Origin of the sequence: Streptomyces sp. NBC_00829, assembly GCF_045161795.1 — a bacterium.
In the GTDB taxonomy this organism is placed as follows: domain Bacteria; phylum Actinomycetota; class Actinomycetes; order Streptomycetales; family Streptomycetaceae; genus Streptomyces.
Genome location: NZ_CP108867.1, coordinates 2,786,828 through 2,811,669, shown reverse-complemented (window position 1 = coordinate 2,811,669; position 24,842 = coordinate 2,786,828). Strand labels below are relative to the sequence as shown.

At 68.8% G+C, this 24,842-nt stretch carries 20 protein-coding genes; 12 read left to right on the top strand and 8 right to left on the bottom strand.

Translation table 11 applies throughout. The features are described 5' to 3' along the window. Positions 1-10 precede the first annotated feature (10 nt). The 3 genes from OG293_RS11740 to OG293_RS11730 form a co-directional block, all read right to left on the bottom strand. The gene (locus OG293_RS11740; protein ID WP_405998737.1) at positions 11-232 is read right to left on the bottom strand and encodes a PaaI family thioesterase; all 222 of its coding nucleotides are present in this window, start codon (positions 230-232) and stop codon (positions 11-13) included. 198 nt (positions 233-430) lie between these two features. Then, a complete protein-coding gene (locus OG293_RS11735) occupies positions 431-1,114 on the bottom strand; it encodes a hypothetical protein (protein ID WP_405998736.1) in 684 nt (227 codons plus the stop codon). Between the two features lie 176 nt (positions 1,115-1,290). After that, positions 1,291-2,388, bottom strand: coding sequence for a pyridoxal-phosphate dependent enzyme (locus OG293_RS11730; RefSeq protein WP_405998735.1), 1,098 nt, complete (start codon positions 2,386-2,388; stop codon positions 1,291-1,293). A gap of 188 nt (positions 2,389-2,576) precedes the next feature. Here OG293_RS11730 and OG293_RS11725 point away from each other — a divergent pair, with 188 nt between their 5' ends. After that, a complete protein-coding gene (locus OG293_RS11725) occupies positions 2,577-4,154 on the top strand; it encodes a S8 family peptidase (RefSeq protein WP_405998734.1) in 1,578 nt (525 codons plus the stop codon). Between the two features lie 267 nt (positions 4,155-4,421). Next, positions 4,422-5,105: a DUF4190 domain-containing protein gene (locus tag OG293_RS11720; RefSeq protein WP_406003566.1), complete on the top strand. Its 684-nt coding sequence runs from the start codon at positions 4,422-4,424 to the stop codon at positions 5,103-5,105. Positions 5,106-5,133: 28 nt separating this feature from the next. Here the strand turns inward: OG293_RS11720 and OG293_RS11715 are convergent, their stop codons facing one another. Continuing rightward, complete coding sequence (locus OG293_RS11715; RefSeq protein ID WP_405998733.1) at positions 5,134-5,280, bottom strand: hypothetical protein; 147 nt, start codon at positions 5,278-5,280, stop codon at positions 5,134-5,136. A 185-nt stretch (positions 5,281-5,465) separates the two neighbouring features. Between OG293_RS11715 and OG293_RS11710 the strand changes: the two genes are divergently transcribed. The 7 genes from OG293_RS11710 to OG293_RS11680 all read left to right on the top strand — a co-directional run bounded on the left by OG293_RS11710 (position 5,466) and on the right by OG293_RS11680 (position 13,825). Then, on the top strand, positions 5,466-6,218 hold the full coding sequence (locus tag OG293_RS11710) for a GntR family transcriptional regulator (protein WP_405998732.1): 753 nt from the start codon (positions 5,466-5,468) through the stop codon (positions 6,216-6,218). 180 nt (positions 6,219-6,398) lie between these two features. Then, positions 6,399-8,153: a purine-cytosine permease family protein gene (locus OG293_RS11705; protein ID WP_405998731.1), complete on the top strand. Its 1,755-nt coding sequence runs from the start codon at positions 6,399-6,401 to the stop codon at positions 8,151-8,153. 175 nt (positions 8,154-8,328) lie between these two features. After that, positions 8,329-8,508 (top strand): SPOR domain-containing protein, encoded by a 180-nt coding sequence (locus OG293_RS11700; RefSeq protein ID WP_405998730.1) that lies wholly within the window; start codon positions 8,329-8,331, stop codon positions 8,506-8,508. A gap of 117 nt (positions 8,509-8,625) precedes the next feature. Further along, entirely contained in the window at positions 8,626-9,081 is a 456-nt protein-coding gene (locus tag OG293_RS11695; RefSeq protein ID WP_405998729.1) for a (deoxy)nucleoside triphosphate pyrophosphohydrolase, read from the top strand. 132 nt (positions 9,082-9,213) lie between these two features. Continuing rightward, positions 9,214-9,630 carry an ATP-binding protein gene (locus OG293_RS11690; protein ID WP_405998728.1) on the top strand — a complete coding sequence of 139 codons (417 nt, stop codon included), beginning with the start codon at positions 9,214-9,216 and terminating at the stop codon, positions 9,628-9,630. Between the two features lie 167 nt (positions 9,631-9,797). Beyond that, complete coding sequence (locus tag OG293_RS11685; protein ID WP_405998727.1) at positions 9,798-12,359, top strand: SpoIIE family protein phosphatase; 2,562 nt, start codon at positions 9,798-9,800, stop codon at positions 12,357-12,359. Positions 12,360-12,739: 380 nt separating this feature from the next. Next, positions 12,740-13,825, top strand: a complete 1,086-nt coding sequence (locus tag OG293_RS11680; protein ID WP_405998726.1) for a hypothetical protein — start codon at positions 12,740-12,742, stop codon at positions 13,823-13,825. A gap of 132 nt (positions 13,826-13,957) precedes the next feature. On the opposite strand, the gene OG293_RS11675 is transcribed toward OG293_RS11680, so the two are convergent. Genes OG293_RS11675 through OG293_RS11660 form a run of 4 tightly spaced genes read right to left on the bottom strand, consistent with a single transcriptional unit; the run spans position 13,958 to position 17,746 of the window. Then, entirely contained in the window at positions 13,958-14,734 is a 777-nt protein-coding gene (locus OG293_RS11675; protein WP_405998725.1) for a succinate dehydrogenase/fumarate reductase iron-sulfur subunit, read from the bottom strand. Beyond that, positions 14,731-16,671 carry a fumarate reductase/succinate dehydrogenase flavoprotein subunit gene (locus tag OG293_RS11670; protein ID WP_405998724.1) on the bottom strand — a complete coding sequence of 647 codons (1,941 nt, stop codon included), beginning with the start codon at positions 16,669-16,671 and terminating at the stop codon, positions 14,731-14,733. Before OG293_RS11670 ends, OG293_RS11675 begins: the two co-directional genes overlap by 4 nt. Before the next feature lies 1 nt (position 16,672). Further along, positions 16,673-17,494: a hypothetical protein gene (locus OG293_RS11665; RefSeq protein WP_405998723.1), complete on the bottom strand. Its 822-nt coding sequence runs from the start codon at positions 17,492-17,494 to the stop codon at positions 16,673-16,675. A 9-nt stretch (positions 17,495-17,503) separates the two neighbouring features. After that, a complete protein-coding gene (locus tag OG293_RS11660; RefSeq protein ID WP_405998722.1) occupies positions 17,504-17,746 on the bottom strand; it encodes a hypothetical protein in 243 nt (80 codons plus the stop codon). Positions 17,747-18,067: 321 nt separating this feature from the next. On the opposite strand from OG293_RS11660, the gene OG293_RS11655 reads away from it, so the two are divergent. The 3 genes from OG293_RS11655 (at position 18,068) to OG293_RS11645 (ending at position 24,688) form a co-directional block, all read left to right on the top strand. After that, a complete protein-coding gene (locus tag OG293_RS11655) occupies positions 18,068-20,461 on the top strand; it encodes an ABC transporter family substrate-binding protein (RefSeq protein ID WP_405998721.1) in 2,394 nt (797 codons plus the stop codon). Between the two features lie 290 nt (positions 20,462-20,751). Further along, positions 20,752-22,626 carry a translational GTPase TypA gene (gene typA / locus OG293_RS11650; RefSeq protein ID WP_405998720.1) on the top strand — a complete coding sequence of 625 codons (1,875 nt, stop codon included), beginning with the start codon at positions 20,752-20,754 and terminating at the stop codon, positions 22,624-22,626. Between the two features lie 424 nt (positions 22,627-23,050). After that, a complete protein-coding gene (locus OG293_RS11645) occupies positions 23,051-24,688 on the top strand; it encodes an ABC transporter substrate-binding protein (RefSeq protein WP_405998719.1) in 1,638 nt (545 codons plus the stop codon). The last annotated feature ends 154 nt before the right edge of the window (positions 24,689-24,842 follow it).

The window sequence follows — 24,842 nt, the reverse complement described above, 5'->3', positions numbered from 1 at the left end:
TCCTCCGGCCTCAGGCCGCGCCGGGCAACGCGAAGATCGCGCAGGTGGTCGTGCCGTGTGCGTAGAGCTTGCCGTCGGCCGTGCCGATCACGCGCGCCTCGGCGGTCGCCGTGGTCCGGCCCGCGTGGATCACGGTGCCCTCGCAGCGCGGCGGGCCGGTGTGGGCGAACGCCGGGCGCACCATGTTCACGCCCAGCTGGATGGTGGTGTCCGTGCGGGCCGGCAAAAGCACGGCGGGGTCGTTGCGCGGCCGTTGACCACGGGCCTGACGATCCTCCGCGGAGCATGAACTCGGAGCCGGTTGGGAGGGGCAACCCGCCCTGGAGGGCCCTGGAGGGAAGCATCGTCGACGGGCCGGCCTCACTCCCGCCCGCCATGCTCACGCCCGTCCCACTCCCGCCGTGCCCCTGCCCGCCCGGCCCCGCCGCCCTCACAGCTCCTGCGGATAGCCGATCGAGTCGATGTCCTCCGTGAGTTCGTCCGGCGTCAGGTGGGGATTGAGCGCCGCGATCACGTCGGGCGTCAGAGGTCGCAGCGCGTACACATGGCGTACGGCCGCCAGGTCGAGCCGGAGGTCGTAGTAGTCCTCGGCGAACTCCTTGTACGCCTGCGGGGTCCCGGCCGTCAGCAGCGCGAACAACCCATCGGCCCCGTCCGGGTCATCCTCGTCCTCGGGGAACGCGATCGTCCCCGTCCGCCAGCCCTCGTCGGCGGGCTCGCGCCACAGGCAGGCCGTCACGACGGGCATGCCGTCCTCGTCGGTGAAGGCCGGTTCCTGCACGCACGGCCGGAAGACCTCCGGGACCTCGTCGAGCACACCGGGCCAGGTGCCGTCGGCCACGTACGGGCTCATCGGTGATTCATGGGCGAAGCCCCGGACGAACGCGCCGTACGGGGCGAAGACGATGGCGTACTCGTCGCCCGAGGCGGTCCGCATCGACGCCATTTCCTCGGACGTGGACCAGCGCGCGTCGAAGGAGTACAGCCGGTCCTCCCACTCGGGGCTCACCATCGCTTCCAGCATGGCGATCGAGCGGCAGAGGTCACGCAGGACGGGGACGGGCGGCAGTTGCCGAGCGACATCGGATACGGTCACGCGCCCATCCAACAGCATGCCCCCGGGACGGGGTGAGCCGCCCGTGGCCAAGCTCCGGCATCGCGTACATCCGCCCGCCGGGCCATCGCTCGTAGGTTGGTTCCGCGCTTGTCACCGCAACCGGCGTGATGGGTGAGATGCGGGAGACACGGTGTCTTCATCGAGCACGACACCTGGACCGACTGGAACGCCGGTCACGGCCGCGGCGCAAGCCCCGTCTTCAGGCCCGCGCCACAGAGGGGGACGACTGCGGTGCCTTCGCTCCGGGCACCGGCCGCCGCCCAGCAGGCGACGCCCGTGGACTCGACGAACAGTCCGCGGGCGGCCAGGTCGAGCTGAGCCGCCCGGATCTGGTCTTCCGTCACCGTGAGGAAGGTGCCGCCCGTTTCCCGTACGGCCCGCAGGATCTGCCGGGCCCTTGGCGGACGGGGGATCGCGATGCCCTCGGCAAGCGTCGGGCCGGGCGCAGGCGGGCCGTCGAGCAGATCCTCGGCGCCGGCGTGGAAGGCGGCGGCCAGCGGGGAGACCGCCTCGGCCTGGACCGCGACCAGGGCGGGGCGTTCGGTGATCAGACCCTGCGCAAGGAGTTCGCCGATGGCGAGGGCCGCTCCGAGGAGCAGCGTGCCGTTGCCCACGGGGACCACGATCGCGTCCGGGAGGGCACCGCCGAGGTCCTCCCACAGCTCGTACACATAAGTCTTGGTGCCGTGCAGGAAGTACGGGTTGTAGACGTGGCTCGCATAGAAGGTGCCAGGCTCGTCGGCTGCCGCGCGGGCCGCCCGGGCCGTGGCCTCGCGGTCGCCGGGGACGAGTACGAGGCGGGCGCCGTGCGCCCGGATCTGCTCCACCTTCTTGACGGAGGTGGCCTCGGGGACGTAGACCGTGCAGTCGAGCCCGGCCCGTGCGCAGTACGCGGCGACGGCCGTGCCCGCGTTGCCGCTGCTGTCGGCGACCACCCGCCGGGGTTGGAGACGGCGGGCGAGTTCTGCCAGCATCACCGCGCCGCGGTCCTTGAACGAGAGCGTCGGCATCAGGAAGTCGAGCTTCGCGGAGACCGTGCCGGTGAGCGGTACGAGCGGGGTCCGTCCCTCGCCGAAGGAGACGGCCGGCGTGGCGAGCGGCAGCGCTTCTTCGTACCGCCACAGTGAATTGACCCTGCCCGGCAGGGATTCGACGGCGATGCGCGATGCGTTGAATTCCAGGTCCCAGGGGCCGCGGCAGTCCGGACAGCACCAGGGGGCCGAATCGACGGGGCGGCGGGTGCCGCAGTCGGGGCAGAAGTACGAGGTCATGGGTGCTCAGCATGGCAGTTGTGTGGCGCATGTGTGACGCCGCCCCCAATGCACTTGTGTGATTTCCAAGGATCGGCCAATCTTTCGCTGGCGGACGAGACGGCAAGAAGCGGATTCAACCGACGTGCATTGTCATGGTCCTGCCGCACCCCCACGCCAGCGCACCACCAATGAGGAGGACCCCTCGCATGTCAGTGATGCGTAATTCGCGTCGAAGACTCGCCACGGGCGGCGCCATAGCCGCCGCCGCGCTCTCCATCGGCGCGGCCTCGGCTTTCACGGCCACCGCGGCCGGGACGGCTCGCGTCGGCGTCATCCAGAACGCGGGCGCACCTGGAGTCATCAAGGGCAGCTACATCGTGACCCTCGACGAGTCGGCGCCCGATGCCGGTTCGAAGGCGGGCAAGGCACTCGCCGCCAAGTACGGGGCGAAGATCAGGAAGACGTACAACGCGGCGCTGAACGGCTACTCCGTCCAGCTCTCCGAGGCACAGGCGAAGAAGTTCGCCGCGAACCCGGCCGTCGCGTCCGTCGTGCAGAACCGCATCTTCAAGGCGACCGGCACCCAGCCGAACCCGCCGTCCTGGGGCCTGGACCGGATCGATCAGCAGGCCCGCCTGCTGAACCAGAGCTACACATATCCGGACACTGCGGGCCAAGGGGTCACCGCGTACATCATCGACACCGGTGTACGCATCACCCACAGCGACTTCGGCGGCCGGGCGTCGTACGGCTACGACGCCATCGACAACGACAACACGGCCCAGGACGGCAACGGCCACGGCACGCACGTCGCCGCCAGCGTCGCCGGCAACGCCTACGGTGTCGCCAAGAAGGCCAAGATCGTCGGCGTCCGCGTGCTGGACAACTCCGGCTCGGGCACGACCGAGCAGGTTGTCGCCGGCATCGACTGGGTGACGCAGCACGCCGTCAAGCCGGCGGTCGCCAACATGAGCCTGGGCGGCGGCATCGACACCGCGCTCGACACGGCGGTGCAGAACTCGATCGCCTCGGGCGTCACCTACGCGGTGGCGGCGGGCAACGATGGCGCCAACGCCTCGAACCACTCGCCCGCGCGGGTGCCCGAGGCCATCACGGTCGGCTCCTCGACCAGCACCGACGCCCGCTCCAGCTTCTCCAACTACGGAAGCGCGCTGGACATCTTCGCCCCGGGCTCGTCCATCACCTCGGCGTGGAACACCAGCGACTCGGCGAAGAAAACGATCTCCGGCACGTCGATGGCCACCCCCCACGTCACCGGCGCGGTGGCGCTCTACCTCGCGGCCAACACGACCGCGACCCCGGCGCAGGTCTCCGCGGCGCTGACCTCGGCCGCGATCAGCGGCGCGGTGAGCAACCCGGGCACCGGCTCGCCGAACCGTCTGCTGTACGTGGGCACCGGCTCGACGCAGCCTCCGAGCGGCGTGAAGTTCGAGAACACCGCCGACCACACGGTCGCGGACAACGCGACCGTGGAGTCCCCGATCACGGTCAGCGGGGTCGCCGGCAACGCGCCGTCGAACCTGAGCGTGCCGGTGGACGTCAAGCACACCTACATCGGCGACCTGCGCATCGACCTGGTCGCGCCCGACGGTTCGGTCTACAACCTGAAGGCGTACGGGTCGGGCGGCAGCACCGACAACGTGAACACCGCGTACACGGTGAACGCGTCGTCGGAGGCCGCGAACGGCACCTGGAAGCTGCGGGTGAGTGACAACGCGGCCGGCGACATCGGCAAGATCGACTCCTGGGCGCTGCAGTTCTAGGGAGTGTCCGCGGAGTATCTGAGTCCGCGCCAAGCGCGTCGCGGACCAGGCTGGACTCCGCGGACACGACCAGGCACCAGGCGGAGAACGAGGGGGCGGTCGCGGCGGCGGCCGCCCCCTGGTCGTGTCCCCGAGGTCTTGCCCGTCCGCGACGCCCCGCCCTTCGGGTGGACGGTGGCACCTCGCGGACATCCCCTTGCGCGTATGATCCCGGGCGCCTGTTCGACCAACGGGCATCATCTGGATGAGGAGCCCGTACTCGTGGCCATGTACCCGCCCCCGTACACACCCGCGCCCGCGCGGCCGCCCGTCAACGGGCTCGCCATCACATCCCTTGTGCTCGGGATCGTCTGCTGCATACCCCCGCTGGGGCTGATCTTCGGCCTCGTGGCCCTCGCCCAGATCCGGCGCAACGGCCAGCGCGGCAAGGGCATGGCGATCGCCGGCAGCATCCTCTCCGGTGTCAGCACCGCGCTGGTGCTGATCGCCCTGGTGACCGGCGGGTTCCACAGCGCCTGGGACGGATTCCGCAAGGGTGTGGACAAGGCATCGCACTCCCGCAGCACCCTCGATCTGCGCAAGGGCGACTGCTTCAACTCGCCGGGCGCGGAACTGGAGCAGGAGACCACGACCGTCACGGTGGTCGACTGCACCGAGCCGCACGAGGGTGAGATCACGGGCGTCTTCAAGCTGGACCGGAGCGGTGCCTGGCCCGGCGAGGCGGCGGTGGAGCCGGTGGCCGAGAAGCGCTGCGTCGAGATCAACACCGCGTACGTACCGGACGCCTCGGCCATCCCGGATCATGCGGAGACGTACTACTACATGCCGAGCAAGCGCAGCTGGCGTCTCGGTGACCGATCGGTGACCTGCGCCTTTGCCACCACCCAGGGAAAGATGACGGGTTCGCTGCGAACGGGTGCGACCTCGGCCGCGGGGGAATCCGGCGCCTGAGCCGCCGACGGCCCGGACACCGCACTCGCTACGAAGTCGTGCCGTGGTGGTCCTGGGCCGGGTTCCCGTCCGGGGCCTGGCCAGCGGCGGCGCTGGGCGCGAGGGCGGCGAGGAGCGAGAGCGAACAGGCGGCAACGGCCGTCCCGACAAGGGATCTTCGGCGGGTTCGACGCATGGCCAGGAACGTACTGGTCTGGACTACTAAGGTCAGGGGTGCGGGCGCGGAATGGCGGCCATGCTCGCCGCAAACCCCTTCGCAAGGTCAAATCATCACTTCGAGTGAAACCTTGGCCCATACTTGCGGTCAACAACCCACGGTTGCCAGTCTGTTGCTGTCTGTCAACCTGTTGGGAGTGGCCAGTGACATTCGGTGAGCAGCCCGCCTATCTGCGCGTTGCGAGCGATCTCCGTCAGAAGATCGTCAATGGCTCGCTGCCTCCGCACACCCGGCTGCCGTCGCAGGCCCGCATCCGAGAGGAGTACGGCGTCTCGGACACCGTCGCCCTGGAGGCGCGCAAGGTCCTGATGGCGGAGGGCCTGGTCGAGGGCCGTTCCGGATCCGGCACCTATGTGCGCGAGCGCCCCGTCCCGCGCCGCGTCTCCCGCTCCGGCTACCGCCCGCCGTCCGGGGCCAACCCCTTTCGCCAGGAACAGGCCGAAGAAGACACCCGGGGCACTTGGGAGTCGAGCAGTGAGCAGGAGGGGGCGAGCGCGGAGATCGCGGTCCGCCTCGGCATCCAGATCGGCGACCGCGTGATGCGTACGCGCTATGTGTTCCGTGACGGGGGCGAGGCGATGATGCTCTCGACATCGTGGGAACCGCTCGAAGTCACCGGACGCACACCGGTGATGCTGCCCGAGGAGGGTCCGCTGGGCGGCTGCGGGGTCGTGGAGCGGATGGCGGGCATCGACGTCGTCGTGGACAACGTGGCCGAGGAGGTCGGCGCGCGGCCGGGGCTCGCGGAGGAGCTCCTGGCACTCGGCGGAGTCCCCGGGCATGTGGTGATGGTCGTGGAGCGGACGTACTACGCATCGGGGCGGGCGGTCGAGACGGCGGACGTCGTGGTCCCGGCGGACCGCTACCGGATCGCATACCACCTGCCGGTGAAGTAGCGCCTACCGACCGGTACCCGGACGGCGTGTCCGGGGCCCGTGATGACGAGTTAACCCCCGCCCGCCTGCCGTAACGCGGGGGCAATCGCCCGCTGCGACGCCCTGTCATGTCCGACTTCTACCTTCCGGTTCGTGCAGTCCAGCCCACTGCATACGGGACCGACGAACGGGAAGTCGCCGATGACGGACACCGCCACCCCCACCCCCACCGCCACCCAGGCATCCGAACAGGACCTGCCGAAGCGGCGCTACGCCAAACTCGCAGCCGACGAGAGCCGCGAGGACTATTCGCTGCGCTATGCGCCGCACTCCTTCCGGCGCTGGTCGCCCGCGATGGTTGCGGGTACGGCGCTCGGCGGCATCGCCTATCTCGCGGACTTCGCGATCGGCGCGTCGATCGTCTTCACCTACGGTTTCACCAGCGGATTCGCCTCGATCCTCACCGCCGCGGTGATCATCTTTCTCACCGGAATCCCCATTGCCCGGGCCTGCGCGACCTACGGCCTGGACATGGACCTCGTGACCCGCGGTGCCGGCTTCGGCTACTTCGGCTCGACGCTCACCTCTCTGATCTACGCCTCCTTCACCTTCATCTTCTTCGCGCTCGAAGGCTCGATCATGGCTCAGGCCATGCACCAGGCGATCGGACTGCCGGTTCAGATCGGCTACTTGCTCACCACGCTGATCGTCATCCCGATCGTCTTCCGGGGGATGGGCGCGCTGGCGAAGGTGCAGGCGTGGACCCAGCCGGTGTGGATCGTGGGCATGGTGCTGCCCTTCGTCGTGCTGGCCTTCGAATCCCCTGACGCCTGGGGTGCGTTCGGCTCGTTCGGCGGTACGGAAGGGGCGGGCTCGGGCTTCTCCTGGATCGGCTTCGGCCTCGGCACCGGCGTCGCGCTCTCTCTCATCGCCCAGATCGGCGAACAGGCCGACTATCTGCGCTTCATGCCGGCCAGGACGGTGGCGAACAAGCGCCGTTGGAATATCGCCGTGCTCGCCGCGGGGCCCGGCTGGGTCATCATCGGGGCCGCCAAGCAGCTCGGTGGTGCGTTCCTCGCCTTCGTCGCGCTGGAGGCGGTCGGCAAGACACACGCCCTGGAGCCGATCGCCCCGCAGATCGAGGCGCTGAAGCCCTGGCTCGGCTCGGTGGCGCTGCCCGCCGCCGCGCTGTTCGTGATCGTCTCGCAGGTCAAGATCAATGTGACCAACGCCTACAGCGGCTCGCTGTCCTGGTCGAACTTCTTCTCCCGTATCACCCACAAGCACCCGGGCCGGGTCTGGTACATCTTCCTCAACCTCGCCATCGCGCTGACGCTGATGGAGATGAACATGTTCGCGGCCCTCAACAAGCTGCTGGGCTTCTATTCGAACGTGGGCATCGCCTGGATCGCGGCCGTCGCCGCCGACCTCGTCATCAACAAGCGAATCGGACTCAGCCCCCGCTACATCGAGTTCAAGCGGGCTTACCTCTACGCCGTGAACCCGGCCGGCTTCGGGGCGATGGCGATCGCGTCGACCGTCTCCATTCTCGCCTTCTTCGGGCTCTTCGGCCGCTACGCCGAGGCGTTCTCGACCTTCATCGCCGCCGGACTCGCCCTGATCCTCTGTCCGTTGATCGCCTGGGCGACGAAGGGGAAGTACTACCTGGCGCGGCCGAACCCGGTATGGGGCCACGTCCAGGGCGACGGCCCGGTCTCTGCGGAAGGGGCAGCGGCCGACGCCGTGACCGGAGAGATCACCGCCACGCACACCTGCGCCGTGTGCGAGACGGCGTACGAACTGCCCGACATCGCGGACTGCCCGGTGCAGTCGGGACCGATCTGCTCACTGTGCTGCTCGCTCGACTCGGAGTGCGGGGACATCTGCCGCAAGGACCCGGCGACGGCCGGCCCGGTGCTGATGCCGGTGCCGACCCTGCCTGCCCGGGGAGTGTGAAGCGGCCCGGAATCAGCCAGAGGGGGGCGTATCCAGACGGGTACGCCCCTCTTTCATATCTCTTTGTAAAAACCCGTATCCGCTGAGTAAAGGTCAGGCGTAGGCTCGGGCATATGCGTACTGCGGTTTCCTGGCGATCGTTACAGACATCCGGGCCGGCCGAGGGAGGGGCGCGATGAACGACACCGGCGCTGTACTGCCCTGGCTGGTCATCCGGCAGGACGACAACGGCAATCGCTATCGCGTCGGACGGTACGCCACCGAGGACGAGGCCCAGCAGATCGCGGACACCCTCGACGGCCGGGGGCACAAGCAGCTGTACTCGGTGGAGCGGATCGGGCAGACGACGCCCTGAGGACTGTCCCGTAGTCCTCGGCGGTCAGCGCACCGCAGCTGACGCCGTGCGCCCGGTGGGGATTGGCGGGACAGCCCTTAGCGAGGCCGCGGCGGGGCGCACCTTATGCTCCGGCGCATGAATACTGTGCCTTTCCGCGGAGCACCCCCCGGACCGCCGGTTCGCGTCGTGGTGGTTGCCGGAGCGGTGTACGACCGGGGACGGCTGCTCGCGGCGCGCCGCAGCGCCCCAGAAGAACTCGCAGGCCGCTGGGAGCTGCCCGGGGGCAAGCTGGAGCCGGGTGAGAGCCCCGAGCAGGCGCTGGTGCGCGAACTGCGCGAGGAGTTGGGCGTCGAGACCGAGCCGCTGGAGCGGATCCCCGGTGAATGGCCGCTCAAGCCCGGCTACGTCCTTCAGGTGTGGACGGCCCGGCTGGTCTCGGGAGAGCCCCGCCCGCTGGAGGACCACGACGAGCTGCGCTGGCTCGCGCCGCACGAGGCCGACAGCGTGGACTGGCTCGACCAGGACCGCCCCGCGGTGGCGGAGGCTGCCCGGCTGTTGCTCGAGGGCGGGCGGGGCGGCGCGCGCGCCTGAGCCGTACGCCGTTCGTGCCACGGTGCGCTGATTGCTGCGCCGGTCGCGATACCCGGCCCGAATATGGGGTATGTGCTGATTAACCCCCCGAAATAGGACGTGGGTCTGCTGGGTCTTTGCGGATCTGGGGAAGTGAGCGGCGTGATCGACACCGAAGGTGAATGCGTCGAGTGGACCTTCCCTGCGGAACCGGATGCCGTGCGCGCCGCCCGGCATGCCGTGCGCGACACCCTCAGGCGCTGGGGGCTGGACCGGGTCATCGGTGATGTGACCGTGCTGCTGGTCAGTGAGCTGGTGACCAATTCCCTGCGGTATGCATCGGGCCCGATCGGGGTCCGGCTGTGTCGGTCCGTGCCCGGTGAGAGCGGCCCCAGTCTCTTGGTCGAGGTCTCGGACCCGCTTCCTGATCCGCCCACCGAGCGGCCGGCGGAGCCCGACGACGAGGGCGGGCGTGGACTCCAACTGGTGGCCTGTTCTGCTCGCCGGTGGGGCACCCGGCGTGGCAGAACGGGCAAGACCGTGTGGTTCGAGCTCGCTCTCACTGGTTAGGAGTGTGGGGGAAGACGATCACGTCCTACTCGTTCCGAACCGGCCATGAGCAGGCCGAAAATGAACGAGACCTTGCTGTGATCGTGAACGCCGTGTCGGTCGGGCCCGTAGTGCTGAATACTGCGGTCATGGCCGGTCCGGTGCGGTGAGCTGGAGGGGACGGTCGCGTGAGCGAAATACCTGAGACGGTGAGCGATGTCGTGTGGCAGAGCAGCCCGCCTGGCTCGATCTATGACTACATCAAGGTGGCGTCCTTCTCGATCGGCCCCGACGGGCGGGTCGACCAGTGGAGCAGGCGCGCCGTAGATCTCTTCGGCGTCACTGCGGACGAGGTCAGGGGCAGGGACCCGGTCGAGGTCTTCATGCCCTGCGAGCTCCGTCCCCGTGGTCACCGGCAGGTTGCCGAGATACTCGACGGCAAGGAATGGACGGGCCTGGTCCCCTTCCGTATGCCGGGCGAGGGCGGTACGCACGGCATCGCCGAGGTCTATGTGATGCCGAGTGAGACGGAGAGCGGCGAGAGGGCGGCGCTCTGTATCGTCGTCGATGTCCGGGCACTGCGTCAGATCGAGACCGATCTTGCCGCTTCGCAGGCTATTTTCGGTCAATCTCCTTTTGGCTTCCTCCTGTTCGGGACGGATCTGAAGGTGCAGCGGACCAACGAGCGCTTCGCGACGGTGTTCGGGGGCGTGGCCGACGACCACCGCGGTCGTACGGTCCACGACTACCTCTCCCGCCCCGAGGCGGACCGGATGAACGCCTCCCTGCGCCGAGTCCTGGAGACCGGTGAGTCCGCCATCGACCTCCAGATCGTCGGAGCGGCACCCGGCAGCACGGACCGCAGGCACTGGTCGATCAACCTCTACCGGGTGCACAGCGGTACGGGGCGGCCCATCGGAGTGGCCGGAGTCGGCACCGATGTGACCCGCCGCCACATCGCCGCCCGCGAGGCCGCGAGCGCCCGCCGCAATCTCGCACTCCTCAACGAGGCGAGCGCCCGCATCGGGAACTCGCTCGACCTGGAGACCACCGCACGCGAGCTTCTCGATGTCGCCGTCCCAGGCTTCTGCGACCTCGCGTCCGTCGACCTCTACCAGGCACTCCTCACCGGCGACGAGGCCCCACCCGGCAGATGGGGATCCCCTCACGCCGAGGGCTACGGCGGCGGGAGCGCCGAGCTGCGCCGGGTGGCCTTCGCCAGCGCCGTCTCCGGCACGCCGCTGCTGGCCGCCCCGGGCTCCACGAACGAGGCAAGCACCGCCACCGCGGTCGGGGAGGTCCACCACTATCCCTTCAACTCGCCCTGCGCGAGCGCCCTTCGCACCGCCAGGGTCCAGGCGATCCCGGGCGAGGAGGGCAGTCTCGTCCAGTCCACGCTCGCGGTGCCGATGGTCGCCCACGACACCGTCGTCGGCCTGGTGCAGTTCTCCCGGGCGAAGGGGAGCGAGCCCTTCGGGGAGCGGGACCAGGCCCTCGCCACCGAGCTCGCCGCCCGCGCCGCCGTCTGCATGGACAACGCCCGGCTCTACCGCAGAGAGCACGAACGCGCGCTGATCCTCCAGCGGAGCCTGCTCCCGCCCGGCGACCCGGAGGCCGCCGGACTGGACATCGCCTGCCGCTATCTCCCGGGCAACACCGCCACCGAGGTGGGCGGCGACTGGTTCGACGTCATCGAACTGCCCGGCCACCGCACCGCCCTCGTGGTGGGCGACGTGATGGGGCGCGGTCTGCGCGCAGCGGTCGCCATGGGCGAACTGCGCACCGCCGTCAGAACCTTGGCGCTGCTCGACCTGGAGCCGGCCGAGGTGCTCTCCGCGCTCGACGAGATCGCCCGCGGCCTCGGGAGCCCCAGCGGGACTCAGCAGGCCTCGCGTGTGGCCCACAAGTCCCGCGACGCCGACCTCTCCGAGGTCTATCTGGCGACCTGTGTCTACGCCGTCTACGACCCGGTCACCCGGCGCTGCACCTTCGCCAACGCCGGTCATCTGCCGCCCGTCCTCGTCGAACCGGGCGAGGAGGCCCTGCTGCTGGACGTGCCTCCGGGGATGCCGCTCGGCGTGGGCGGCGAACCCTTCGAGGAGGTCGAGGTCGAACTGCCGGAGGGCGCCCTCCTCGCGCTCTACACCGACGGGCTGGTCGAATCCCGCCATCACCCGCTCGACGAGGGGCTGCGCGCCTTCCGCCGGGCGCTGACCGATCCGGTGCGCCCGCTGGAAGACGTCTGTGACCATGTGCTGAACACGCTCGACACCCGGCACGGCGAGGACGACATCGCCCTGCTGATGGCCCGCGTCCAGGGGCTGCCTGTCGACGCCGTCGGGGACTGGCGGCTGCCCCGCGAGCCCCGCTCGGTGGGCCGGGCACGCGAACTCGCCCGCGCCCAGCTGATCACCTGGGACCTCGAAGCGCTCGTGGACACGGTCGAGTTGCTGGTGAGTGAGCTGGTCACCAACGCGCTCCGGTACGGCGAGGGTGAGATACGCCTACGGCTGCTGCGCGACCGGACCCTGGTCTGCGAGGTGTGGGACGCGGGCCTGGTCCAGCCGAGACGGCGCCGCGCGCGTGACACCGACGAGGGTGGCCGCGGACTCCAGCTGGTGGGGCTGCTGAGCGCGGCCTGGGGCTCGCGCCGGACCCCGCGCGGCAAGACGGTCTGGTTCGAACTCCCCCTCCCCGACGGCGACTCGACGGCGGAGCCCACGGTCGAGCAGCTTCTCAGCATGTTCTGACGGGGCGAGGCGCACCCCGCCGTCCGGCGCACCAGGGCGGACAGGCGGTCGGCAGCCGGGCTTTCGGGTCTTTTGCGCCGAACTGCCGCGTGCCACCGCCGAGCTGCCGGGCGTCGGTGCCCGCCTGCCCGCCTGCCCGCCTGCCCGCGTGCCGCCGCCCGGCTGCCGGAAGCCGGCCCCGGCGCTCGGCCGGAGGCCCGTCTTCGGGGATCGGGCCGACCGGGCCCGCGCGACGTGACCCGTGTGGGGTGGTGGCCGGAGCGATGTGACCCACCTCTGCGCACAGGACGTAACCGTGACTGTCAGTGGCCGCGTCTAGGGTTGGAGACCACTACGCACTGTTCACGGGGGATCCAGTGACCGTACGACCGCGCCACCTCTTGAGCCGCGCACGCGTGCGGCTCAAGAGCCCGTGGCTGAAGTGGCCCAAACGGGTCGCGCTCGCCCTGGCCGTTGGGCTTCTCGTGCCCGCGCTCGCCGGCGCGATCGCCCTGCGCGTCAACTACGCGGGTGAGCTCCGGGACGGCACGACCACACGCGGCAAGGATGCCGTCTGGCTCGGCCACGCCTGGGTGGACGGCCGTAAGAAGGACGCCGACCTCGACGCCTTCGCCGCGCGGATAGCGGGGACGGGAATCCGGGATCTGTATGTCCATGCCGGACCTCTGGAACACGACGGGACACTGCCCGCCGACCGCTCTCCGCGGGCGCGTTGGCTGATCGATGCCGTGCACCGCAAGCTTCCCGGGATACGGGTGCAGGCATGGCTCGGTGACAAACTGGCGACCGAGGGCCCGGACGGGCTGAAGCTGCAGGACACGGGCACCCGTGCCGCCGTCGTGCGCTCCACCTCCCAGGTCCTGGACACCGGTTTCGACGGCGTGCACTACGACCTGGAGCCGCTGCACTCCGGAGACCGTGACTACCTCTCCCTGCTGGACGACCTGCGTGAGCTCACCCGCGCCCACAAGGTCCCGCTCTCCGTGGCCTCCCACCAGATAGACCCGCTCCCGGCGCTGCACTCCGCGGCGGGCGGCCTCACGGGGCACCCCAAGTGGTGGTCGCAGGAGTTCTTCGGCCAGGTCGCCCGCCGCGTCGACCAGATAGCCGTGATGTCGTACGACACCTCCATGCCGCTGGAGAGCCTGTACGGCGGCTATGTCGCCGAGCAGACGGCGCTCGCCCTGGAGGTCACCCCGAAGGGCACCGATCTGCTGATGGGCCTGCCCTTCTTCCATGAGGACAAGATGGGCCACTGGGAGCACGCGGAGACGGCCGCGGCCGCGATCCGCGGAGCCCGGCTGGGGCTCGGGCGCACGGACCGCGACCGGCAGCGCTTCGGCGTGGCGCTCTATGTCGACTTCGCGGCGGAGGAAGGGGACTGGACGGCGTACCGCAACGGCTGGGGGAGCGTGGGCCACCGAGCCGGGCGCGGCCCCGCCGACCGGACGGCAGTCAGGGCCTGATCCGTAAGAGAGACGCCGCTCGCCCTGCCGCGCCAGTGAGCCGGTCGCCCCAGCCACCGGGCCACCAGGTCGCGCCGGTCGCCCGCCGCCCCAGTTACCCGGTGGCCCCTGCCGCCCCAGTTGCCGGTCGCGCTAGTCGCCCGCGTCCCGTCGCCTGATCTTGTTGCCCAGCCAGACCAGCGGGTCGTACTTCCGGTCCACCGCCCGTTCCTTCAGCGGGATCAGCGCATTGTCGGTGATCTTGATGCCCTCGGGACACACCTCGGTGCAGCACTTGGTGATGTTGCAGTAGCCGAGTCCGTGTTCCTCCTGGGCGGTCTTCTTGCGGTCCAGGCCCGCCCCGAAGGCTGAGTCCAACGGGTGCATGTCCAGCTCGGCCACCCGCATCAGAAAACGCGGACCGGCGAAGGCGGACTTGTTCTCCTCGTGGTCGCGCACCACATGGCACGTGTCCTGACAGAGAAAGCACTCGATGCACTTGCGGAACTCCTGCGAGCGGTCCACATCCATCTGCCGCATGCGGTACTCACCCGCCGGCACCCCCGGCGGCGGTACGAACGCGGGCACTTCTCGTGCTTTCGTGTAGTTGAAGGACACGTCCGTCACCAGGTCCCGCACGACCGGGAACGCCCGCAGCGGGGTCACGGTGATCGTCTCCTCGCGGGAGAAGACCGACATCCGGGTCATGCACATCAGCCGTGGCCGGCCGTTGATCTCCGCACTGCACGAACCGCACTTGCCCGCCTTGCAGTTCCAGCGGACCGCGAGATCGGAGGCCTGGGTGGCCTGGAGGCGGTGGATGATGTCGAGGACGACCTCGCCGTCGTTCACCTCGACGGCGAAGTCCTCAAGATCTCCGCCGTCCTGATCACCGCGCCACACCTTGAAGTTGGCTTGGTACGAACTCACTCGTAGAGCTCCTCTTCGGCGAGGTACTTGACCAGCTCCTCCTTCTCGAAGAGAGCGAGCAGGTCGGGACGGATGGGCTCGGTCGTCCTCCGTTCGAGCGCGATCTGGCCCTGTACCGGATCGGTGGCAGCCAGTCCGCCCGTGGGATCGACGAGCGCGCAGAGCAGATTGACCCGCCGCCACTCGCGCTCCATGGCCGGGCAGTCCTCGCGGGTGTGCCCGCCGCGGCTCTCGGTGCGCTCCAGTGCCGCCCGTGCGATGCATTCGCTGACCAGCAGCATGTTCCGCAGATCCAGCGAAAGGTGCCAGCCGGGGTTGAACTGCCGGTGGCCCTCGACCCCGGCGCGCCGTGCCCGTACGCGCAGATCGGACAGCTTCTCCAGCGCCTGTTCCATCTCGGCCTCGCGTCGGATGATGCCGACCAGGTCGTTCATCGTCTGCTGGAGCTCCTGGTGGAGCGTGTAGGGATTGTCCGGCGGCCGGCCGTTCTCCTCGCCGGGCTGTGGCCCCTCGGCGCTGAACGGGCGCAGGGCTTCCGCGGCTGCCGCGTCGATCTGGGCTTCCGCCACCGCCGGCCTCGCGCCGAGGCCTTCCGCGTACTCCGCCGCGTGCAGCCCCGCCCGCCGGCCGAAGACCAGCAGGTCGGAGAGGGAGTTGCCGCCGAGGCGGTTGGAGCCGTGCATCCCGCCCGCCACCTCGCCGGCCGCGAACAGCCCGGGGACCTTCAGCGCGGACGCGGTGTCCGACTCGACCGCGATACCACCCATCACGTAGTGGCAGGTCGGGCCCACCTCCATCGCCTCCGCCGTGATGTCGACGTCCGCCAGTTCCTTGAACTGGTGGTACATCGACGGCAGCCGCCTGCGGATGACCTCCGCAGGCATGCGCGTGGAGACATCCAGGAACACACCGCCGTGCGGGGAGCCGCGGCCCGCCTTCACCTCGGAGTTGATGGCGCGGGCCACCTCGTCACGGGGCAGCAGCTCGGGCGGACGCCGGTTGTGGTCCGGATCCTCGTACCAGCGGTCGCCCTCCTCCTCCGACTGCGCGTACTTCTCCTTGAAGACGTCGGGGACGTAGTCGAACATGAACCGCTTGCCCTCGGAGTTGCGCAGCACCCCTCCGTCGCCGCGCACCGACTCCGTGACAAGGATTCCCTTGACCGACGGAGGCCAGACCATGCCCGTCGGATGGAACTGCACGAACTCCATGTTGACCAGCGGTGACCCGGCCAGCAGTGCCAGCGCGTGCCCGTCGCCGGTGTACTCCCAGGAGTTCGACGTCACCTTGAAGGACTTGCCGATGCCGCCGGTCGCCAGGACCACCGCGGGGGCTTCCAGCACAAAGAAACGGCCCGACTCGCGCTCGTAGCAGAAGGTGCCGGAGACCCGTTCGCCGTCCTTGAGGACCCGGGTGACCGTGCACTCCTGGAAGACCTTCAGCCGCGACTCGTAGTCGCCGGTCTCCTTGAAGTCCTCCTGCTGCAGCGCGACGATCTTCTGCTGGAGCGTGCGGATCAGCTCCAGGCCGGTCCGGTCGCCGACGTGAGCGAGCCGCGGGTACTCGTGGCCGCCGAAATTGCGCTGGGAGATCTTCCCGTCGGCCGTGCGGTCGAAGAGGGCTCCCCAGGTCTCCAGCTCCCAGACCCGGTCGGGGGCCTCCCGTGCGTGCAGTTCGGCCATCCGCCACTGGTTGAGGAACTTTCCGCCGCGCATGGTGTCGCGGAAGTGCACCTGCCAGTTGTCACCGGAGTTCACATTGCCCATGGAGGCCGCGATGCCGCCCTCGGCCATCACCGTGTGGGCCTTGCCGAAGAGGGACTTGCAGATCACCGCCGTACGGGCGCCCTTCTCGCGCGCCTCGATGGCGGCCCGCAGCCCGGCGCCGCCCGCTCCCACCACCACGACGTCCCACTGCTGCCGTTCGAGTTGGGTCATGTCAGAACAACCTCGGATCGTCGAAGGCACCGGACGCGACGAGATAGACGTAGAAGTCGGCGAGCGCGACGCTGATCAGAGACGCCCACGCGAGGAGCATGTGCCGCTCGTTCAGCCGGCCGACCCAGCCCCACAGGCGGTAGCGCACCGGGTGTTTGGAGAAGTGCTTCAGCCGCCCGCCGATGATGTGCCGGCAGGAGTGGCAGGAGAGGGTGTACGCCCAGATCAGCACGATGTTGACCATGAAGACGATCGTGCCGAGGCCCATGTGGCCCCACTGGTAGTGCTCGTCGCGGAACGCGAGCACGGTGTCGTACGTGAGGATCCCGGCGACCGGCAGCGCCGCGTAGAAGAAGTACCGGTGGATGTTCTGCAGGATCAGCGGGAAGCGTGTCTCGCCGGTGTACTTCCTGTGCGGCTCGGCGACCGCGCAGGCCGGTGGTGAGGCCCAGAAGCCCCGGTAGTAGGCCTTGCGGTAGTAGTAGCAGGTGAGCCGGAAGCCCAGCGGGAAGATCAGGATCAGCAGCGCCGGGGACAGACCCCACCAGCTGCCGAAGATCTCCCAGTTGGGGCCGCCCCGCATTGTCTCGCAGTTCTCCGCCAGGCAGGGGGAGTAGAACGGCGAGACATACGGTGCCGCGTAGTAGTCGGCGTTCGCGAAGGCTCGCCAGGTCGAGTAGACGATGAAGGCGAGCAGTCCGCCGGCGGTCAGCGCGGGCGCCAGCCACCAGCGGTCGCTCCGCAGATGGCGGGGGCCGATGGCGGCGCGCGTCGCGCTGTGCACGCCCGTATTGACTTGTGGTGGTTCCGTACCTGTGGCCAACGAGGTCTCCTAGGGGGCGTGCCGGTCTCGGACGCCCAGGCCCTCGTCGTCCGAGTCCGTCCACAGCGCGTTGTTGTACGGGACGTCGGGGATCGTGACCAGCTCGGGGCGGCTCGGTTTCTCCGGTTCGGCGGGCGTGGCCGGGCCGGCGGCGCCACGCAGCTGATCGACGGTGCGTTCCAGGTCGCCCACACGCTGGACGAGCTCGTCGAGGCGCTGATGAAGCGCTGTCAGATCTTCCTGCTGGGACATGACTTGCCCTCACTTCCGCAGGGTGCGGTGGCATCGCTCATGCGCCTGCGAGTGTTGCGCGTCACGTCCCCGCTTGTGAAGGGACGTGCAGGGATTGATCGGCGCATGCGCTGTGAGCGCGCCCCTTGTGGCTTGTTTCTCACTCCCCCCATTTTCACCCTTTATGCAGGGATATACCCCGTTCCTCGTTGGACCGCACGGGTGACCTTGGGGTGGCTGGCGCCGTGTCGCCGTCGGCTGGCGCGCCCGTTCCACTTCAGTGGACGGGAATCGGTGTGATCATCTCTAAATTCCGCAAAACAGGACGATGAGGTACAAGACATGTCCCAGGTCGATGCGCCACGCGGGAGGACATGCTCCCGGACACTCCGCTCCGTCGCGCTTCTCACCAGCGGAGTGCTCGCCCTGCCCGTCCTGTCGGGCTGCAGCTCGAGCGACTCCGAGAGCGAGGCCAGGGCCGCGGCCCAGGACATCGCGCTCACCGGGCGGAACCTGGTCGCCGACGGCGGCACGCTCCGCTGGGCGATCGACGCGATGCCCACCACGCTCAACGCCTATCAGGCCGACGCAGACGCCGCCACGGCCCGGATCGCCGGGGCCGTGCTCCCCTCCCTCTTCACCCTCGACGAGCGGGGGCGGCCGCGGCGCAACCCCGACTTCGTCGAATCGGCCGAAATCGTCAAGCGCGAGCCCAAGCAGGTCGTCCTCTACAAGCTCAACCAGAAGGCGGTGTGGAGCGACGGCCGTGAGATCGGCGCGGCCGACTTCGTCTCCCAGTGGCGGGCGCTGAGCGGCAAGGACTCGGCGTACTGGACCGCGCGCAACGCCGGCTACGAGCGGATCGAGAAGATCGAGCGGGGTGCCAACAACCTCGAAGTCAAGATCACGTTCAAGAAGCCGTACGCCGACTGGCAGTCCCTCTTCACCCCGCTCTATCCGAAGGACGTGACCGGAACCCCGGCCTCCTTCAACGACGGGGCACGCACCATGCTCAAGGCGACGGCGGGTCCCTTCCAGCTGAAGTCCGTCGACGCCAAGGCGGGCACGACCACGCTCGTCCGCAATCCCCGCTGGTGGGGCGAGCAGGCGAAGCTGGAACGGCTGGTGCTGACCGCCGTGCCGCGTGACCGGCGCGCCGCCGCCCTCGCGGCCGGCACCCTGGACATCGCCGAGGTCGACCGGGCCACCGCGGACCGTATCGCTCTCGCGCTCAAGGACAAGGGAGCGGCGGGTCAGCCTCTCACCCACGGCCCCGGTGCCGCCGTCACACCGTCCGGCGCCCTCAAGGCCTGGGCGCTGGCGAACGGCTCCGACAAGGGGAAGGCCGAGGCCGCACGGCTGGCCCGCAAGCGGACCGCCGCGGCGATCAGCGCGTACGCCACCGAGCAGAAGGCCCTGCGCGGCTATGTGGTCCGCAAGTCGCTGGAGCCCGCGTACACGCAGCTCGCGCTGAACGGTGAGTCCGGCCCGCTCGCCGACGACCGGGTGCGCCGCGCGGTGGCCCGTGCGCTCGACCGCAAGGAGCTGGCCGAAGCGGTGCTGACCCCGCTGGGCCTGCCCGCGAACCCGCTCGGCAGTCATCTGGCGCTGGCGGGGCAGCGCGCCTACACCGACAACAGCAGTGCGCTTGGCGGCCAGAACATGCAGGAGGCGCAGGCTCTGCTCGCCGACGCGGGATGGACGCCCGCCGGAGCGCGTACGAAGCCGACGAGCCCGGCCAAGGCGGGCGGGGAGGCGGGAGCAGCCACGACCTCACCCAAGGCGGGCGCCACCACCACGGCCACGAAGCCCGCGCCCAAGACCGCTCCCAAGGAAGCGGTCAAGGAAACGGCCGAGGCGACCGCCAAGGCATCGGCCAAGGCGGCCAAGGCGGCCAAGGCGGCCAAGGCGGCCGAAGAGAAGGAGAACAAGGAAGAGGACGTCGCGTCCGACGAGGGGCTGTACATCGTCGGTGACGACGACAAGCCCGGGGGCGTCGGCCATGGCCGCGACGCCGGCGGTACGCGCATCCTCGCCCCCGCCCCGGCCGCCGCGCTCCAGGGCCTGGCCCTCCAGCGCCAGGCCGAGTCGCTGGACGACGACACCGCCCCCGGCTCAAGGACCGGCGCCCATGACAGAAAAGCGCCCGTCGCCGGGGCGTACGCCCCCCGCGGCACCGTCGCCCCAGCCCGGGCCGGCGGTCAGCTCGGCAAGGACGGCAAGCCGCTGAACCTGCGCTTCGTGCTCCCCTCGGGCCCCGGCTCCGAGGCGCTGCGCACCGTCGGCGACAGGATCGCGCGCATGCTCGACCGCATCGGGGTGCACGCCGAGATCACCAAAGTCTCCGACGACAGCTACTTCAAGGACCACATCGCCTCGGGCGACTACGACATGGCGCTCTACTCCTGGCCCGCCACCGCCTACCCGGCGACCGACGCCCGCCCGATCTTCGCCAAGCCCGAGCCGGCCACCGACGGCTCCCTGCTGGTGGAGCAGAACTACACCCGGGTCGGTTCGGACTACATCGACCAGCTCTTCGACCAGGCGGCCTCCGAGCTGGACGAGGACGCCGCGCGCGATCTGGTGCGCCGGGCCGACGCCCGGATCTGGGCCGCTGCCGGATCCATCCCGCTGTACCAGCGTCCCGAGCTGGTGGCGGCGAAGCCGGCGCTGCTGAACGCCGGTGCATTCGGTTTCGCGTCCCCCCGCTACCAGGACATCGGCTTCAAGAGGTGACAGGACCCGATTCCTCCTGAGAAGTATCAGGTCACACGCTTAAAAGTGGCTTAAATCACTTGCCCGCCGGCGCCCCCGGCGGGCATGATCATCTCACCCTTGACCCGGGGTTCCTGCTCACACTCCACTGCACCCCCAGTGTTACAAGATGCTCCTCCCGATCGGGCCGGGAAGCCCACGACGCGGCGGCCCCGTACCATGGGACTAGCCGTGGCGCGTCCGCCCGGCGGGCGGACGAGGCCATGACGGTCAAACGCCTGATCCCACGATCGAGAGAAGCGCCAGCCAGCATGCCCACGCGCCACGACATCCGTAACGTTGCCATCGTCGCCCACGTCGACCATGGCAAGACCACCCTGGTCGACGCCATGCTGAAGCAGGCCGGTGCTTTCGCCGCGCACGCCGCCGAGCACCTCGACGACCGCATGATGGACTCGAACGACCTGGAGCGTGAGAAGGGCATCACGATCCTGGCGAAGAACACCGCCGTGAAGTACCACCCCAAGGACGGCGGGGCCCCGATCACCATCAACATCATCGACACCCCCGGCCACGCCGACTTCGGTGGCGAGGTGGAGCGCGGTCTGTCGATGGTGGACGCGGTCGTCCTGCTCGTCGACGCCTCCGAGGGCCCGCTTCCGCAGACCCGCTTCGTGCTGCGCAAGGCGCTGTCCGCGAAGATGCCGGTCATCCTCTGCATCAACAAGACGGACCGCCCGGACTCCCGCATCGCCGAGGTCGTCGACGAGACGTACGACCTGTTCCTCGACCTGGACGCGACCGAGGACCAGATCGAGTTCCCGATCGTCTACGCCTGCGCCCGTGACGGCATCGCCTCGCTGACCAAGCCGGAGGACGGCACCGTCCCGGCCGACAGCGACAGCCTGGAGCCGTTCTTCACCACGATCCTGGAGCACGTGCCGGCTCCCGAGTACGGCGAGTCCGCACCGCTCCAGGCCCACGTCACCAACCTCGATGCCGACAACTTCCTCGGCCGTATCGCGCTGCTCCGCGTCGAGCAGGGCGAGCTGAAGAAGGGACAGACCGTCGCCTGGATCAAGCGCGACGGCACCATGTCCAACGTCCGCATCACCGAGCTGATGATGACCGAGGCGCTCACCCGCAAGCCGGCCGAGAAGGCGGGTCCGGGCGACATCTGCGCGGTCGCCGGCATTCCCGAGATCATGATCGGCGAGACGCTGGCCGACCCGGAGAACCCGATCGCGCTTCCGCTGATCACGGTCGACGAGCCGGCGATCTCGATGACCATCGGTACGAACACCTCGCCGCTCGTCGGCAAGGGCGGCAAGGGCCACAAGGTCACCGCCCGTCTGGTGAAGGACCGTCTGGACCGCGAGCTCATCGGTAACGTCTCGCTGCGCGTCCTGCCCACCGAGCGTCCCGACGCCTGGGAGGTCCAGGGCCGCGGTGAGCTCGCGCTCGCGATTCTCGTCGAGACCATGCGCCGGGAGGGCTTCGAGCTGACCGTCGGCAAGCCCGAGGTGGTCACCAAGGAGATCAACGGCAAGCTGCACGAGCCGATCGAGCGCATGACGATCGACTCGCCCGAGGAGCACCTCGGCGCCATCACCCAGCTGATGGCGACCCGCAAGGGCCGTATGGAGACCATGACCAACCACGGCTCGGGCTGGATCCGCATGGAGTGGATCGTCCCGTCCCGCGGGCTCATCGGTTTCCGTACGGAGTTCCTGACGCAGACCCGCGGCACCGGCATCGCCCACTCCATCTTCGAGGGCCACGAGCCGTGGTTCGGCGAGCTGCGCACCCGTAACAACGGCTCGCTGGTCGCGGACCGCGCGGGCACGGTGACGCCGTTCGCGATGATCAACCTCCAGGAGCGCGGTGTCATCTTCACCGAGGCAGGCACCGAAGTCTACGAGGGCATGATCATTGGTGAGAACTCGCGCGCCGACGACATGGACGTGAACATCACCAAGGAGAAGAAGCTCACCAACATGCGCGCCGCGTCCGCGGACACCACCGAGAACGTGGTGCCGCCGCGCAAGCTCTCGCTGGAGCAGTCGCTGGAGTTCTGCCGCGACGACGAGTGCATCGAGGTGACCCCGGAGACGGTCCGTATCCGCAAGGTCGTCCTGGACCAGAAGGAGCGCGGCCGTACCGCCTCGCGCGCCAAGCGCAACTGACAACAAACCGGCTGACGTCCCGTCAGTTGCGTGCTCGACGCAACGGCCCGGCCCCTCTCGGAACCGAGGGGGGCCGGGCCGTTCGTCAATTCATTTTGATGGGGCAAGTGTCCGGATATCGGGCGTCGAACTCCGGAACATGTGTTAACGGTCCGTTTCGCGTGTGTCTGTCTGTGCTCGCTTTGTCCGGATATCGGGCTCAGGGGGCCTGGCGATGTTGTCAAAACGAGACCCTTGAAGTGTGGTTTACGGCTCGGGCGTACTCAATAGTTGGCTCCATTGAGCTCGGGTCAATGGGTCAAGCGCTGTGGGGAGCGCCGACTCACGAGCACACTCGGGGCATTTGAATGAGCGTCGTCAGGGGTGTCGGCGTGCCTTTCTTTGCCCTTCTTGTAGTGACAAGTGGACTCATGAGGAGGAACCCATGCGCGGTGCCAACAGCGCCAAGTGGGTAGCAGGTGCGATTGTCGTCGCTCTGGCAGCGACTGCCTGTGGTGGCGGGAGCGGCAAGGGCAGCGACGCCAAGGGTGAGGTTGACCCGAACGGCATTTTCTCGGTCGAGGTGGGTGAGCCCGAGAAGGCTCTGCACCCGGCCGACACGATGGAGTCGAACGGCTCGATCGTGATGAGCGGTCTGTTCTCGCAGCTGGTCGACTACACGCCCGACGGCAAGCTCACCATGGTGAACGCCGAGGCGGTCGACAGCAAGGACAGCAAGGTCTGGACCGTCAAGCTCAAGAAGGGCTGGACGTTCCACGACGGGACGCCGGTCACCGCCGAGTCCTACGTCAAGGCGTGGAACTGGGCCGCGAACATCGCGAACAACCAGGGCAACGCCTCCTGGTTCTCCGACATCAAGGGCTACGAGGCCCTCCACCCGGAGAAGGAAGGCGCGAAGGCCACGGCCGCCGCCATGACCGGTCTGAAGGTCGTGGACGACTCCACCTTCACGATCGAACTCACCGCCCCGATCCCGTACTTCGCGTACAAGCTCGGCTACGAGGTCTTCTCGCCGCTCCCCGAGGCCTTCTACAAGGACCCGAAGGCCGCCGGCCAGAAGCCGATCGGCAACGGTCCCTACAAGTTCGAGAGCTGGGACCACAAGAAGCAGATCAAGATCGTCCGGTACGACGGCTACAAGGGCGAGAACAAGGCGAAGAACGGTGGTGTGATCTTCAAGAACTACACCACCCTCGAGACCGCCTACGAGGACCTCAAGTCCGGCAACGTCGACGTGCTGCGTCAGATCGCGCCCAAGGACCTCCCGGTCTACCGCACCGACCTCGGTGACCGTGCCGTGGACCAGGCGTACTCCGCCATCCAGTCGATCGCCGTCGCCTTCTACGCGGACCAGTGGAAGAAGCCGAAGAAGGTCGACCCGAAGGTCATCCAGGGTCTGTCGATGGCCATCGACCGTGCCACCATCACCAAGACGGTGCTGCAGGGTACGCGTGAGCCGGCGACCGGCTGGGTCGCGAAGGGCGTCCTGGGCTTCCAGGAGAACGCCGCGGGCGACGTCACCAAGTTCGACCCGGCCAAGGCCAAGGCGATGATCAAGGAGGGTGGCGGCGTTCCCGGTAACGCCATCTCCATCCAGTTCAACTCCGACGGTGGTCACAAGGAGTGGGTCGAGGCTGTCTGCAACAGCATCACCCAGGCCACCGGCGTCAAGTGTGTCGGTGACGCCAAGCCGGACTTCCAGGCCGACCTCCAGGCCCGGAAGACCAAGCAGGTCAAGTCCCTGTACCGCTCCGGCTGGGTGCTCGACTACCCGGTCAACTCCAACTTCCTCCGTGATCTCTTTAAGACGGCCGCGGCCGGCAACCAGGGCGACTTCACCGACGCGGGCCTGGACGCGAAGATCACCAAGGCGGACAGCGCTGCGACGCTGGACGAGTCCGTGAAGGCCTACCAGGAGATCGAGAAGGAGCTTGTCAACTACATGCCCTCCATCCCGCTCTGGTACTACAAGGTCAACGCGGGCTACTCGGAGAAGGTCACCGGCGTTGCGTACGCGCAGGACGGCGACCCGATCCTGGAAAACGTCCAGGTCAAGAAGTAACCATCTCAGCGTAGTCCGCTCGCCGGCGTGGAGTTGACGGTCTGTCAGCTCCACCTCCGGCCCTGACGCAGCGGCTGTCCGGTCCTTCCGTGGTACTCGCTACCCTGAACTCCAGGGCAGGGGTGCCACGGAAGGGCCCGTCGGCTGCGGCTGC

Excerpts from the sequence above, each read along its gene's own strand:
- OG293_RS11730 (WP_405998735.1), bottom strand. The coding sequence starts at position 2,388 with ATGACCTCGTACTTCTGCCCCGACTGCGGCACCCGCCGCCCCGTCGAT.
- OG293_RS11670 (WP_405998724.1), bottom strand. The coding sequence starts at position 16,671 with ATGACCCAACTCGAACGGCAGCAGTGGGACGTCGTGGTGGTGGGAGCG.
- OG293_RS11735 (WP_405998736.1), bottom strand. The coding sequence starts at position 1,114 with ATGCTGTTGGATGGGCGCGTGACCGTATCCGATGTCGCTCGGCAACTG.
- OG293_RS11695 (WP_405998729.1), top strand. The coding sequence starts at position 8,626 with ATGAATACTGTGCCTTTCCGCGGAGCACCCCCCGGACCGCCGGTTCGC.
- OG293_RS11700 (WP_405998730.1), top strand. The coding sequence starts at position 8,329 with ATGAACGACACCGGCGCTGTACTGCCCTGGCTGGTCATCCGGCAGGAC.
- OG293_RS11725 (WP_405998734.1), top strand. The coding sequence starts at position 2,577 with ATGTCAGTGATGCGTAATTCGCGTCGAAGACTCGCCACGGGCGGCGCC.
- OG293_RS11715 (WP_405998733.1), bottom strand. The coding sequence starts at position 5,280 with ATGCGTCGAACCCGCCGAAGATCCCTTGTCGGGACGGCCGTTGCCGCC.
- OG293_RS11720 (WP_406003566.1), top strand. The coding sequence starts at position 4,422 with ATGTACCCGCCCCCGTACACACCCGCGCCCGCGCGGCCGCCCGTCAAC.
- OG293_RS11645 (WP_405998719.1), top strand. The coding sequence starts at position 23,051 with ATGCGCGGTGCCAACAGCGCCAAGTGGGTAGCAGGTGCGATTGTCGTC.
- typA (WP_405998720.1), top strand. The coding sequence starts at position 20,752 with ATGCCCACGCGCCACGACATCCGTAACGTTGCCATCGTCGCCCACGTC.
- OG293_RS11655 (WP_405998721.1), top strand. The coding sequence starts at position 18,068 with ATGTCCCAGGTCGATGCGCCACGCGGGAGGACATGCTCCCGGACACTC.
- OG293_RS11660 (WP_405998722.1), bottom strand. The coding sequence starts at position 17,746 with ATGTCCCAGCAGGAAGATCTGACAGCGCTTCATCAGCGCCTCGACGAG.
- OG293_RS11705 (WP_405998731.1), top strand. The coding sequence starts at position 6,399 with ATGACGGACACCGCCACCCCCACCCCCACCGCCACCCAGGCATCCGAA.